Genomic DNA, 12,332 nt, shown 5'->3' with positions numbered 1-12,332 from the left:
GGACATGCACATGAACCGGCGCCTGTTTGGTTTGTTGATATGGCTGTTGCTCGCTCCCGTCACCCAGGCAGCAGATCCCTCCACCGAATACAAACTGGCCGCGGGTGATGTGTTGCGCATCACCGTGTTCGGGGAGCCGGGATTGAGCATCAAGAAAGTCCGACTCAACGATGCCGGGACGTTTTCCTACCCGTTCCTGGGCGAAATCGTCGCCAAGGGGCTGACCCCGAACCAGGTCGAGAGAAAGATCGTCGACGGGCTCAAGCAAGGCTACCTGATCGACCCGAAAGTCAGCATCAGCCAAATCGAATACCGGCCCTTCTACATCAACGGCGAGGTGAAAAAACCTGGCAGCTACGCCTTCGTGCCGGGCCTGACCCTGGAAAAAGCCATTGCCTTGGGTGGCGGCCTGACCGAACGCGCTTCGATGAAACGCGTGACCATCCTGCGTGGCGACGGCGGCCCGGCGCTTGAAGACAACATTTCCAAGACCACCGTAATTTCCCCCGGTGACACCATTTCCATTGCACAAGGCTTTTTCTAATCATGGACAATAGCCCTAGCACCTACGTCGAACGTCCGCTCCAGGCGCATCTGCGCCCGCAGCACAGCGAAGAGTCGGACACCCTTGATCTGCTCGAACTGTGGAGGGTCCTCTGGCTCGCCAAATGGAACATCGCCTGGTTTGTGGTGCTTTGTTGCGCCCTTGCGGTGGCGGCATTGTCCTTCATCACGCCACAGTACCTGGGCAGCACCACGATGTTGATCAAGGAAAAAACGCCGCCAGTGCTGACCTTCCAGCAAGTCTCCGACTCTGGCGCGTCGTCCACCGCAGACTATCTGCAGACCCAGCAGGCGCTCCTGCAATCTCGGGACCTGGCAGAACGGGTGGTGAGGAAACTCGGGCTCACCACCAACCCGATCACCGATCCGCGCCAGCATACGCAAACCTGGTTCAAACCTCGTCAATGGTTAAACGATCTCAATGCCGGCCAATGGTTGCCCTGGCTGGCTTTTTTGCCCCCGGAGAAACCCGCGCCCACTGAAGCGGACGTGTTCAATGAAGTCACGCAAAACCTCATGCTGCAGACCACCGTCAAGTTTGTCGGCAAGAGCCAACTGATCGAAATTGCCGTCGAGTTACCCGACCCTGATCTCGCGGCGGCAGCAGCCAACGCGCTGGCCCAGAGCTACATCGACAGCCAGCTCGACACCAGCCTGAAGTCCTCGCAAAACACCACCAGCTGGATGAACACCCGCCTGGTGGAGTTGCGCAACAACCTGCGCGCCGCCGAGGACAAGCTGCAAGGCTATCGGGAAGAGCAAGGGTTGGTGGATGTCGACGGCGTGGCAACGATCAGTGCCAACGAACTGCAAATGACCGGCAATCGCATGATCGACGCCCGGCGCAATCGGGCGGAAGCCGAAAGCCAGTACCGTCAGGCCCAGTCATTGACCAACGGCGACATGAGCCGGCTGTCCAGTGTACCGGCGGTGTTGAGCAACCCGTTGATCCAGCAATTTCAGGCGGAGGTGGCCAAGGCGCAAGCCAAGGTCGAGCAGCTGTCCGGACGCTATGGTTCGAAACACCCGGCGCTGATCTCCGCTCAATCGGAATTGCATACAGCGCAAACCAGCTTGCGCCTGCAAGTACAGCAAGTGGTGGCTGGCATCGAGCGCCAATATCAATTGGCGGTGGCCAGCGAAGGTGCCCTGCAGAAATCCTTCAACACCAACAAGGCGCAGATCCAGAACATTTCACGTAAAGAGTTCCAGCTGCGCGAGTACCAACGGGAAGTCGACAGCTCCCGTGCGCTGTACGAAACGTTCCTCACCCGCCTGAAGGAAACCGCCGCCACCTCCGACATGGACTCTGCCAAGGCCCGCGTCGTCGATCCGGCGATCACACCGCTGGAACCCAGCAAGCCGCACAAAACCTTGATTGTGGCGATTGTCGCGGTGGTCGCATCGATCATCGGCGTCGCGCTGGCCTTCCTGTTCGAAACTTTGAGCAATACCTTCAGGACTGAGGACAGCATCGAAAGCATTCTCAACGTGCCATTGCTCAGCGTGGTTCCGCTGGTCATGAAGAAAAGTCGCCGGCAACTGGCGCGTCTGTTCGAAGACAACGACAACCCGCGATTCTCCGAGACAATCCGCAATCTGCGGACCTGGCTGATGCTGCAGAGAACAGAAGAACCTTCGCAGGTGGTGCTGATTACCTCGACCGCACCGGGCGAGGGGAAAAGCACCATCGCCAATAACCTCGCCTCCTCGCTGGCACCACTGGAACGGGTGCTGTTGATCGATGCCGATTTGCGCCAGCCGACGTTGTCGTTGAACTTCGACTTTCCGCCGGACAGCCCGGGGTTCGCCGATGTGATCGCCAGCACCGCACTCCTTGAAGACTGCATCTGCACCGTGGGCAATCTCGACATGCTGCCGGCCGGGAGTGTCTCGCGGCCCTCGATGGACATGTTCAACACCCCTCGCCTGCCTTCGCCAAACGATCCGCTCGACTCGCTGCGCCAACCACCGGCGCAGGACCTGCTCAGTTCGCCGCGGGTGGCGCGCATGCTCGAAGTGCTCAAATTGCGCTACCGGCACATCATCATCGATTCACCACCCGCCGAGATGGTCAGTGATGCGCTGTTGCTGGCCCAGCATTGCAATGCGGTGATCTATGTGGTGAAAGCCGACAGCACACCGGTCGAGCAGGTGCAAAAAAGCCTGGCGATGCTGCAGCAGAGCCATGCGCCGGTGTTTGGGGTGGTGCTCAACCAGGTCGACCTGCGCAAGGCGCGCAAGTACGGCCACAACCACTTGAAATCCCTCTACGACTATGACTTCGCCCCCCGGTAACAACGGGCAGCGGCCTTAGCTGCATTACCTCACCACCAGCATTACCTCACTACCAGCGCGCGTATCAAAGCCGTGACGTTCACAAACGGCTTCGAATGACTACCCATGCCTGGAGATTGAGCCGATGACTTCGCTATATACCGCTCAAATGGCACATCGCCGTGGCGTGACCTTCTGGTGCCAATGGTTGAGTGCGATCACTCTGGTCAACCTGTTGCTGATACTGCTGGTACAGATGCGCGTCGGCACCCTGACCCCCGAGTACCGCGTCCTGATCATTCTGACCGTCCTCGGTTCGGTGCCGATCTACAGCCTCATGCAGGTCTACCACAAGCGTCATGGCCTGTTGGTCGGGCTCAGTCGGTTGTTGGCCGGCTGGCTGATCCTGCTGGCGGTGCTGATCAGCATTGCCTTCCTCACCCAGACCAGCGCCCTGTTTTCGCGACAGGTGATCATCGTCTGGGCCTTCGCCGGGTTCCTCGTCCAGGCAGCCAGTTTCCTGCCCTTGCACTACTTTGCCCGGCTGTATTCGCGGATGATCTTCAACGAACGTCGCTCGGTGATCATTGGCACCTGTCCGACCGCCCATGAGCTGGCCAAGAAACTGAGCAGACCCAATCGCGCGCTACTGTTGGGGTTCATCGCCGCGAAAGACCATCATGGCCCCGCCCCCAGCATTCTGCCGCTGCTGGGTCACGTCGAAGACATACGGGAACTCATCACGCGCATGGAAGTGCGCCGGGTCTACATCGTGTTGCCGATGGCGGAGGCCGCGACCATCGAAGCGCTGTACATCGACTTGCTGGACATGAACGTCGACGTGGTCTGGATTCCCGATTTCGGCAGCATGGTGCTGCTCAACCACTCGATCTCGGAGATCGAGCGGATGCCCGCCATCTACCTCAACGAAAGCCTGATCAACTCCCACCCCGGCAGCCTGTTTTGCAAAGACCTGTTCGAGCGCAGCCTGTCCGCCGTGGCCCTGATGCTGCTCAGCCCGTTACTGCTGAGTGTGGCGCTGGCGGTCAAGCTGACATCGCCGGGCCCGGTGTTGTTCAAGCAGAACCGCCACGGCTGCGACGGCCAGGTGTTCAAGGTGTGGAAGTTCCGTTCGATGCGCGTTCACGATGAGGGCGAGGTCCGCCAGGCCACCCGGGACGATGACCGCGTCACACCGTTGGGGCGCTTTCTGCGCCGCAGCTCCATCGATGAACTGCCGCAACTGTTCAACGTGCTGTTCGGGCAAATGGCCCTGGTCGGCCCGCGTCCGCATGCGGTCACGCACAACATCTATTACACCGGCAAAGTCCGCGCCTACATGGCCCGTCACCGCCTCAAGCCAGGCATCACGGGGCTGGCGCAGATCACCGGCCATCGGGGCGAAACCGAAACCCTGGAGAAGATGCAGCTGCGGGTTGCCCAGGACCTCAACTACATCAACCAGTGGTCACTGTGGCTGGACATCAAGATTCTGCTCAAGACGCCCTTCACCTTGTTCTCGAAAAACATCTACTGACTTCGTGGCCGATCCTGGATCGGCCCCACGAAAACGGAGGTTTTCCCATGAATATGAGTGTATTTGGCATTGGTTATGCGGGGCTTGTACAAGGCGCCGCGACGGCCGAGGTCGGTCACACCGTGATGTGCGTGGACGTCGACGCCGTTGACGGACGCAACCTGTACAACCCGCAGCGCCTGAGCAAACGCGGCTTCACCTATGTGTCGGTGGGCCGCCCGCCTCGACCGCTGGTGGCACCGGGAGACGGGCCATGATCCGGCTGGATTTGATCGGCCAGTATTCGCCGGCCCTGCTCGAGGCCAACAAAGCGTTTTCCTTTATCAACTTCGCGTCGATCGGCAGTTTTTTCCAGCACCCGCCTGATGCCATCGCCTACTTTTGCGACGGCATGCTGATGTCGAGTTTCATGTCGCAAGTCACCGGGCGATCCATCGCGCGGGTCAGTTTCGACTTCACCTCGATTGCCGGACCGGTGTTCAGCGACGCAGAACAACAGGGCAAGCGGGTGTACATCGTCGGCGCCACGCAATCCGAGCTGGAACTGTTCATCCGCAAACTGCAGACACGCTACCCACGGCTGCCGATTGCCGGTTATCACCACGGTTACTTCGATGCGCCTCAGGCGGCGGCCATCCAGGCGGACATTCGCCTGGGTCGGGCCAACATCCTGATCGTGGGCCTGGGCGCCGGGTTGCAAGAGCGCTTCGTGCTAAGCGCACTGAATGCCGGCTTCACCGGTGTGGCGTTTACCTGCGGCGGTTTCATTCGTCAGGAAGCGATGACCAACGGTGTCTATTACCCCGAAGCAATCAATCGCCTGCACTTGCGGGCGTTCTATCGCATGTACCGCGAGCCGCACACGATCAGGCGTTACCTGGTCGACTACCCCGGCAACTTTCTGCAACTGGCGGCGATGATCCTGTGCCACAAAGTCGCGATCAACATCACTACGCCCTGAGCGCCGGAGAATGGCCGTGCACATTATGTTCACTCTCAAGGATTTCAAGCTCGGCGGTGGCATCGAGTGTGTCCAGCAACGCCTGGCCGGGCAGTTTCTCAAGGATGGGCAGCGTGTGAGCTTTTTCGTCATGAACGGCGAAACACCGGATGTAGCAGGGGCGCGAATCCTCGACGGCGGCGGTAACGGTCTCCTGGGCCTGATCAAGTCTATTGTGCTGCTGCGCCGGATCATTCGCCGTGAAAGCGTGACTCACCTGATCAGCGCCAAGGAACAAGCCAACCTGTGTACCTGGGTGGCCACCCTCGGCAGCCGTTGCCAGGTCATCTACACCCGGCACACGGCCCTGGATTGCACGGAACAGAAAACCGGTGTCCACAGCCTGCGCCTGCTCTATGCCCTGTACCTTTGCGGCAGCGGCAAGGTGGTGGCCGTGTCCCATGACCTGCAACAGACCATTGCCCGTCTGATGCCCTGGGGGCGTGAACGCATCCGCTATTGCCCCAACGCGGTGGTCACCGAACAACTGCACAACGCCTCCCGGGCGCCACTGCCCAACGGCTTGCCCCACGAATACTGGATCGGCGTGGGTCGGCTGGTCGAGGTCAAGGGCTTTCATTTGATGCTCCAGGCCTATGCCCTGGTGATCCACAACCCGGACGTACCCGATCTGGTGATTGCCGGTGACGGCCCGTTGCGCGAAGAACTGATCGCTCAGGCGCGGAAACTGGGCATTGCCAACCGGGTGCACTTTACCGGCCACGTGAACAACCCCTACCCGCTGATCCGCCATGCACGCCTGTTGATCCTCAGTTCTTTTTTTGAAGGCCAGCCCACCGTGTTGATCGAGGCACTGGCGCTCGGTACACCCGTGCTCGCCAGCGACTGTCCCACCGGCCCTCGAGAGCTGCTCGACAACGGGCGCCTTGGCCAACTGGTGAGAGTCAACGATGTGCCCGACCTGGCGCAAGCGCTGCAGCAAAGCCTGTGTTTCAAGGCACACAGCGCAAGATCAATGGCCAAAACCGTGCGCCCCTACACCAGCGAGCACGCCGCACGGGCTTACTACGAGGTGTGGGATCGATGAAACGGTTGCTGATCATCCTGCACGACCTCAGCGCAGGCGGGGCCGAAAAAATGATGGCACGCCTGGCCGGTGCGCTGGTTGACGCCGGCAATGACGTGACGTTGCTGATGCTCACCGGCGGCGGTGTCAACGTGGCGCTGGTCGATCCTCGGGTCAAACAGGTGGAATTGCACAGTGCCCGCAGTGCCAGCGCGGTGCCGGCGCTGGCCAGTTTTCTGCGCCAGAACCGCTTCGACGCACAACTGGCCGCCCTTACCCACGTCAACGTGGTGGCCATTGCCGCCGCTACGCTGTCGGGGACACTGGCACAATTGCATGTCAGCGAGCGCAATGCGTTTTCCCGGGATAAACACGTCAATCCTTCATTGCGTGTACGCCTGGCTTACTGGTTGGCGCCGTTGCTGTACCGGCTGATTCCCAACCCGGTGATCTGCGTCTCGCGCGGCGTGGCCGAGGACCTCGTCGAGACCACTGTCGCCCGCGCGCAGGACGTCACCATTGCCGACAATCCGGTACTGGATAATGACTTTCGCGACAAGCCACCGGGCAGTCCGACGCATCGCTGGCTTCAGGAAAAAACCACCCCGGTGATTGTCGCCGTGGGTCGCCTGGCACCGCAGAAGGGCTTTGACACCCTGGTCGAGGCGTTCGCCCGATTACCGTATCGCAACGCCCGGCTGATCATTTTCGGTGAGGGCGGGCTCAGGGCCGAGCTGCTTGAACTGGCCACCCGCCTCGGCGTGGCGGACCGCTTCGATCTGCCGGGCTATGCCGATCGACCCATGGCACAAGTCGCCGCCGCCGATTGTTTTGTCCTGTCGTCACGCTTCGAGGGCAGCCCCAACGCCCTGGTCGAAGCGCTGTCGACCGGCACACCGGTGGTCTCGACTCGCTGCCCTTACGGCCCGCAGGACATTCTCGAAGATGGCGTGGTGGCTCCGCTGGTGAACGTTGATGACCCCCAAGCACTGGCCCAGGCCATCGGTATTGAATTGACCCGGCCCAGGGACCGGCATCGCCAGGTCCGCATCGATGCCGCCGCCCGTTTCATGAGCGGCCGCGCCGTACAGACTTACCTCGCTGCACTGCTTGGGAGCCAGTCGTCATGAACAAACTGGAAATCAGGTATTCCACGCTGCGCGATGCCTTCACGCTGTTTGGCCTGTTGTTTTATTTCCAGGTGACGTCGTTCTTTCTCGGCCTGGGCAATGTGGCGACCCTGGACGGTATCGGAAAAGACCTCGAAGGCAACGTGCTCAATCAGGTGTGCGGCCTGATCACCTTGCTGGTGCCGTTGTTCCTGTTCGTGCACCACAAGGTGTTCCTGAGCAAGAGTTTTTACCGCGGCAACTTCTTTTTTCTGGTGTTCCTGGTCTGCGTGGCGGCATCGATCAGTTGGTCCGACGATCCGATACTGAGCTTCAAGCGTTATATCGCGATGATCAGTGTGGTGTGCTTCGCAGGGTTCATTGCCTACAACTACCGCATCGAAAAAATCGCCCTCATGCTCGGCTGCGTCATCGGTGCCGTGGCGTTGATGGGGCTGATTTTTGCCGTGATCAACCCCGATATCGCGTTCATTACCGGCGGTATTCGCGACGGCGCCTTCAAAGGGATCTTTGCCGAGAAAAACGCCGGCGCCCGGCTCAATGCCATCGGCATCCTGTTGCTGCTGCCGGCGATCAGGCAACGCAACCTGCTGGCCATCCTGTGTGCACTGTTCTCGCTGATTGCCATCGGGCTGGCCCAGTCCGCCACCGCCATTGCCCTGATCGTGGCTGGCGCGGCGAGCTACGGGTATTTCCTCACGCTGGTACGGTTGCGCGTCAACCGTTCGATGATGGCGTTCTTCGGCGCCACACTGGTTTATGCCCTGATCTGCGTGTTTTTGTACGGCAATTACACGTTGATGCTGAACCTGCTCGGGCGGGACTCGTCACTCACCGACCGCACGCTGATCTGGGAACTGCTCACGCCGCTCATCGATGACAGGTTCCTGAAGGGCTACGGCTATGGCGCGTTCTGGACCAGCAACGATGCCGAGGTCTTTATCAAGCGCTGGGGCTACATCGGCAATGCCCACAGCGGCTACCTGGAAACCCTGCTCAACGGCGGCGTGATTCAACTCGCGGCGCTGATGCTGCTGTTTGTCGAAGCCTTGATCAAACAGTACCGGGCGATCACCTCCGCGCAGTCGGCTCAGGTGCGCGCCTGTGCCCTGGTGATCATCGGACTGTTCATCGTCTCCAACTACGTGGCGTACGTGATTCCCAACTACCGCAGCGCCGAGTTCCTGGTGTTCTGCACCCTGGCCCTTTCGTTTCGGCACCATCACGCGACTCGTCCGCACCTGTCACCGACAACAGGCCGGGCCTACTACCGTGGGCCGGCGAAGATGTATCCCAAGGAGAAAACCTCGTGCTAGAGCCAAGCCCCTCTTCGGTGCATTCAGTGTGCGTCGTGATCCCGATGTACAACGGTGCCGACAGTATCGAACAGACGCTGGGCTCGTTGACCGACCAGACCCGACTGCCCGATCACGTCATTGTCATCGACGATGGGTCGAGTGATGACGGACCGCAACGGGTCAAGGATTTCGCCGCGCCGTTTCGCCTGACGTTGTTGCATCAGGCCAATGAAGGCCCGGCCAGCGCCCGCAACCATGGCTTGCGGCACACGGAAGAAAGCCTGGTGGCGTTTCTCGATGCCGATGACCAATGGCATCCGCAAAAGCTCGAAAAGCAACTGGCGCTGTATGACGACCTGCTTCGTCAGGGACGGCCCGTGGGGCTGATTGATTGCAACGTGCTGATTGAATACAGCGACGGCACCCGGTTTGTGGAAGATCGCTACAAGAGCGGCATGCACTTCCATGATTTCATCCGCTGCAACATTGTCAATGGCGTCTCCACCGTGCTGATCCGCCGAGATTTGCTCACACAACTCGGCGGCTTCGAAGCCAGCCTGCGCTATTCCGAGGACCGCATGATGTGGGCCCGGATCGCCGAACACTGGGAAATCCACACGGTGCCGCAAACCCTGGCGCGGCGGACGGTCAACGGCGGCAACATCACCGCCCAACCGAAAAAGTACTTCTCGCACAAACTCAGGTTCATCGAGCTGTTCCTCGCCCGTTATGGTGCGCAGTTGAGCCAGCAACAACGGATCGATTTCGAGCTGGGCAACCTCGCGGATTTCCTCTGTGCCTTTTCCCGCTTCGGTGAACATGCCGAGGTGATCAACGTGTACCGGCGCATGCTGGCGTGTTCCTGGCAGGCACTGATTTTCGCCCGGGGTAAACCGACCTTGCGTTACCTCTATGCCCGCGCCAGAACCCTGGGCCGGACCGCCGAGTCAACCACCGCTCATTGAACCGGTGCCCGCCATGGCCAACCAGCGTCTGGTTACCCTGATCTGGATCTTCACCGAGAAATTCGGCCTGATTTTCCTGTCGATGATCACCTTTGTCGTCTACGCGAGGCTGCTCACGCCCACGGAGCTGGGCGTGGGCACGGTGATCATCGCGATTGTCGAAATGGTCGGACTGCTTTATTCGTCGGTACTGGAAGACCCGCTGGTACGGGCCGAGCGCCTGGAAGACAAGCACATCAGCACGGCGTTCTGGTTTGCCGTGCTGATCAGCCTCGTGTCCATCGGCGTCATCTCCCTGGCGGCCATGTTGTACACGCGCTCGCCGGCACTGCAATGGATGATGGCGGTGGCCTCGGTAAAGATTCTGTTCACCATGATAGCGCGTGTGTATGTCGTGGAAATGCGCCGCACCAGCAACTTCAAGAGGCTGGCGTCGCGTACGTTGCTGGGGAAAATCGTCGGCGGCGTCGGCGGGATTGTCGTGGCGCTCTGGGGGTTCGGCCCGTGGGCGGTGATCGCCCAGGCGCTGATCATGGAGTTTGTCTGCGTCGTGGTGCTGATGAACGGGGACCGGCGGCGCATCGCTTTGTACATTGACGGGCCTTTCCTGCGGGAACTGCTCAAGACCGGAACCCCGGTGGCGATCAATGCGCTGAGCGCACAAACCCTGCAACGTGGCGTCAACGTGGTGCTGGGCATGACCGCCGGGGCCCATGCGGTGGGCATGTTCAACCTGGCCATGCGCATCATCGATCTGCCGCGCTCGGCGATCTACAACGGACTGATGAGCTATGCCTTGCCGGTGTTCGCCCGGCGCAGCAGCGACCCGCCGCGACTGATCGGGATCATCAGCGACTCGACGGTGATCAGCGGTTTTCTGCTCACGCCGTTTTTCCTGGGGATTGCGCTGACGGCCGAGGATATCGTCCTGTTGATCTTCGGCGCCAAATGGGCCGACGCCATTCCCATGCTGCAAGTGCTGGCGATCACCGCAGCCATCGGCAACCTTGCCATGTACGCCACCACGGCGCTGGTGGCGGTCAACCACACCCGCGTCACCCTCAAGGCCGAGGTGAGCACCGCCCTGCTCGCCCTCGGGCTGGTTTATATGCTGGGCCCGACCTGCGGCGGCATGGGCGCTGCACTGGCCTTGCTGGTGCGCATGCTGCTCATCACGCCGTTGCAAATTCGCGGACTGAACACCGCCATCGGTTACGGCTGGGGCGTGTTCATCGAGTCCGGTTACCGCAGCGTGATCGCCTCGCTGGTCATGGCGGTTGTGGTGCTGACCGCTTCTGCGCACCTGCCCTTGCAAGGCGTCTTGCACCTGGCCTGCAACATCGCCATCGGTGCCCTGACCTATGCGCTGGCCTATAGCGTGTTGCACCCGCGCTGGCCGCAGGAATTCAAGTTGGTTTTCACCGCCCGCTGACCCTGACTTCTTGAAACAGGAACGCCCAAAATGCCTAAAACCACGCTGATCACGGGCGGGGCCGGCTACATAGGCTCCCACACCGCGTTGACCCTCATCGACGCCGGCCAACATGTGCTGGTGCTGGATAACCTGTGCAACAGTTGCCACGAGTCCATCGAGCGCCTGGAGCACCTGGCCCATGCCCAGGTCCGCTTCATTGAAGGCGACATCCGCGATACGGCCTTGCTCGAAAGCCTCTTCAGCCAATACGAAATTGACGCGGTGGTGCATTTTGCCGGCCTCAAGTCCGTGGCCAACAGCGTGTGTCATCCCCTGGAGTATTACGCCAACAACGTAGTGGGCACCCTTAACCTGTGTGAGGTCATGGCGCGCTTCAATGTGTTCAAACTGGTGTTCAGTTCCTCGGCGACGGTCTACGGCGAACCGGCGCACACGCCCATCGTCGAGGCATCGGGCACCGGCATTCCGGCCAGCCCCTATGGTCGCTCAAAGCTCATGGTCGAGCAGTTGCTCACTGACCTTGCCCTCTCCGAACCGCGCTGGAGCATCGCCCTGTTGCGCTACTTCAACCCGATTGGCGCCCACCAAAGCGGCCTGATCGGCGAAGACCCCAACGGTCGGCCGAATAACCTGTTGCCCTGCCTGACCCAAGTGGCGATTGGCCGAATCCCCGAGCTGACGGTGTTTGGCAATGACTACCCCACCGTCGACGGCACCTGCGTGCGGGACTACATCCACGTGGTCGACCTCGCCGAAGGGCATCTCAAGGCCTTGCAGGTGCTGCACGGTGCTGGCGGCATTCACATCTGGAACCTCGGCACCGGGATCGGCTATAGCGTGCTGCAGATGATCCACAGTTTCGAAGACGTCACCGGCGTCAGCATTCCGTTCCAGATCGCCCCGCGCCGGGCCGGCGATATTGCCCAGTGCTGGGCCGATGCCAGCAAGGCCCGGCACGACCTGGGCTGGTGCGCCCGGCGTGACCTCGCGCAGATGATCCAGGACAGCTGGCGTTGGCAATTGAGCAATCCCTACGGCTACCGCCCCGCTGTCGAGTTGTCGGCCGCCTTTGCCAGGTGACCGGCGCGTCACTCCTCCA

Annotated in this window: 10 protein-coding genes and 1 pseudogene; all 11 read left to right on the top strand. The window is 60.6% G+C overall.

Annotated features, from left to right (window positions below; translation table 11 throughout):
* The first annotated feature begins 10 nt into the window (after positions 1–10).
* The 11 genes and pseudogenes from AC1DKH_RS20395 to galE all read left to right on the top strand — a co-directional run bounded on the left by AC1DKH_RS20395 (position 11) and on the right by galE (position 12,313).
* The gene (locus AC1DKH_RS20395) at positions 11–544 is read left to right on the top strand and encodes a polysaccharide biosynthesis/export family protein (protein ID WP_477799100.1); all 534 of its coding nucleotides are present in this window, start codon (positions 11–13) and stop codon (positions 542–544) included.
* Between the two features lie 2 nt (positions 545–546).
* Positions 547–2,862, top strand: coding sequence for a GumC family protein (locus tag AC1DKH_RS20390; RefSeq protein ID WP_477799099.1), 2,316 nt, complete (start codon positions 547–549; stop codon positions 2,860–2,862).
* Positions 2,863–2,986: 124 nt separating this feature from the next.
* The gene (locus tag AC1DKH_RS20385) at positions 2,987–4,378 is read left to right on the top strand and encodes an undecaprenyl-phosphate glucose phosphotransferase (protein WP_477755840.1); all 1,392 of its coding nucleotides are present in this window, start codon (positions 2,987–2,989) and stop codon (positions 4,376–4,378) included.
* Positions 4,379–4,425: 47 nt separating this feature from the next.
* Positions 4,426–4,524, top strand: a pseudogene (locus tag AC1DKH_RS20380) (hypothetical protein); the annotation flags it as partial.
* Positions 4,525–4,631: 107 nt separating this feature from the next.
* Positions 4,632–5,339 carry a WecB/TagA/CpsF family glycosyltransferase gene (locus AC1DKH_RS20375; RefSeq protein ID WP_477799098.1) on the top strand — a complete coding sequence of 236 codons (708 nt, stop codon included), beginning with the start codon at positions 4,632–4,634 and terminating at the stop codon, positions 5,337–5,339.
* 10 nt (positions 5,340–5,349) lie between these two features.
* Complete coding sequence (locus tag AC1DKH_RS20370; RefSeq protein WP_477760505.1) at positions 5,350–6,426, top strand: glycosyltransferase; 1,077 nt, start codon at positions 5,350–5,352, stop codon at positions 6,424–6,426.
* Positions 6,423–7,535, top strand: a complete 1,113-nt coding sequence (locus AC1DKH_RS20365) for a glycosyltransferase (protein ID WP_477799097.1) — start codon at positions 6,423–6,425, stop codon at positions 7,533–7,535. The genes AC1DKH_RS20370 and AC1DKH_RS20365 overlap by 4 nt, the downstream gene beginning before the upstream one ends.
* Positions 7,532–8,851, top strand: a complete 1,320-nt coding sequence (locus AC1DKH_RS20360) for an O-antigen ligase family protein (RefSeq protein WP_477799096.1) — start codon at positions 7,532–7,534, stop codon at positions 8,849–8,851. Before AC1DKH_RS20365 ends, AC1DKH_RS20360 begins: the two co-directional genes overlap by 4 nt.
* Positions 8,845–9,798 carry a glycosyltransferase family 2 protein gene (locus AC1DKH_RS20355; RefSeq protein ID WP_477799095.1) on the top strand — a complete coding sequence of 318 codons (954 nt, stop codon included), beginning with the start codon at positions 8,845–8,847 and terminating at the stop codon, positions 9,796–9,798. The genes AC1DKH_RS20360 and AC1DKH_RS20355 overlap by 7 nt, the downstream gene beginning before the upstream one ends.
* 13 nt (positions 9,799–9,811) lie before the next feature.
* The gene (locus AC1DKH_RS20350) at positions 9,812–11,230 is read left to right on the top strand and encodes an oligosaccharide flippase family protein (protein WP_477799094.1); all 1,419 of its coding nucleotides are present in this window, start codon (positions 9,812–9,814) and stop codon (positions 11,228–11,230) included.
* Between the two features lie 30 nt (positions 11,231–11,260).
* Positions 11,261–12,313 carry a UDP-glucose 4-epimerase GalE gene (gene galE / locus AC1DKH_RS20345; protein WP_477799093.1) on the top strand — a complete coding sequence of 351 codons (1,053 nt, stop codon included), beginning with the start codon at positions 11,261–11,263 and terminating at the stop codon, positions 12,311–12,313.
* Positions 12,314–12,332: the final 19 nt, after the last annotated feature.

The organism is Pseudomonas sp. 05L36, assembly GCF_056398125.1.
This window is presented reverse-complemented; position numbering and strand designations above follow the sequence as displayed.

Excerpts from the sequence above, each read along its gene's own strand:
- AC1DKH_RS20385 (WP_477755840.1), top strand. The coding sequence starts at position 2,987 with ATGACTTCGCTATATACCGCTCAAATGGCACATCGCCGTGGCGTGACC.
- AC1DKH_RS20350 (WP_477799094.1), top strand. The coding sequence starts at position 9,812 with ATGGCCAACCAGCGTCTGGTTACCCTGATCTGGATCTTCACCGAGAAA.
- AC1DKH_RS20390 (WP_477799099.1), top strand. The coding sequence starts at position 547 with ATGGACAATAGCCCTAGCACCTACGTCGAACGTCCGCTCCAGGCGCAT.
- AC1DKH_RS20370 (WP_477760505.1), top strand. The coding sequence starts at position 5,350 with ATGGCCGTGCACATTATGTTCACTCTCAAGGATTTCAAGCTCGGCGGT.
- AC1DKH_RS20365 (WP_477799097.1), top strand. The coding sequence starts at position 6,423 with ATGAAACGGTTGCTGATCATCCTGCACGACCTCAGCGCAGGCGGGGCC.
- AC1DKH_RS20360 (WP_477799096.1), top strand. The coding sequence starts at position 7,532 with ATGAACAAACTGGAAATCAGGTATTCCACGCTGCGCGATGCCTTCACG.
- AC1DKH_RS20395 (WP_477799100.1), top strand. The coding sequence starts at position 11 with ATGAACCGGCGCCTGTTTGGTTTGTTGATATGGCTGTTGCTCGCTCCC.
- galE (WP_477799093.1), top strand. The coding sequence starts at position 11,261 with ATGCCTAAAACCACGCTGATCACGGGCGGGGCCGGCTACATAGGCTCC.
- AC1DKH_RS20375 (WP_477799098.1), top strand. The coding sequence starts at position 4,632 with ATGATCCGGCTGGATTTGATCGGCCAGTATTCGCCGGCCCTGCTCGAG.